The organism is Ewingella sp. S1.OA.A_B6, assembly GCF_049889095.1.
Taxonomy (GTDB): domain Bacteria; phylum Pseudomonadota; class Gammaproteobacteria; order Enterobacterales; family Enterobacteriaceae; genus Ewingella.
In genome coordinates this window covers 1-587 of record NZ_JBLJFK010000037.1, presented here as the reverse complement: position 1 = coordinate 587, position 587 = coordinate 1, and the positions used below count along the sequence as shown (strand labels likewise).

1 protein-coding gene is annotated in these 587 nt (G+C 57.8%); it reads left to right on the top strand.

Features of this window, described 5'->3' with window-relative positions:
• Positions 1 to 587: hypothetical protein (locus tag ACMV8I_RS21350; protein ID WP_498867146.1), on the top strand; the 587-nt coding region annotated here is incomplete at both ends.

Here is a 587-nt window from a genome sequence, read left to right as displayed (position 1 = left end):
CCTGACGATGATCACATTCGGCGTGGGTATGATATCCACATCCTCCGCCCGGCTGATGCCGAGTTCGGTTATCGGCAGCATGGCAGCGGCGGACAAAAACCGCCTCGACACCGGCACGCTGGGCTTTGGCAATATCGAAAACCGGGCCGAGTACGAGGTTGAGCACCAGAGCGTGGGCATAAGCTCGGGCGGCAACATCGGCGGGCAGTTCGTGGGGAATATGGCTAACGGCCTGCTGGTGGGCGTTAACGGCAGCGGAAGCGACAGTTCCACGACTAAATCAGCGGTGTCGGAAGGCACGATAACTATTCGCGATAAAGACAACCAGAAGCAAGACGTGGACGAACTGAGCCGCGACGTCGAGCACGCCAACCAGACCCTCTACCCTATCTTTGATAAAGAGAAGGAGCAGAACCGGCTGAAAGAGGCGCAGCTGATTGGGGAAATTGGCAGTCAGGCAATGGATATCGCGCGGACGCAGGGGAAAATCGAGGCGACGAAGGCTGGCAAGGCAGAGCTTGAGAAACACGGCGTTCAGCAGCCGGGTAAAGATGCGACGAAGGAAGAGCGAGCGGCCTATGATAAAG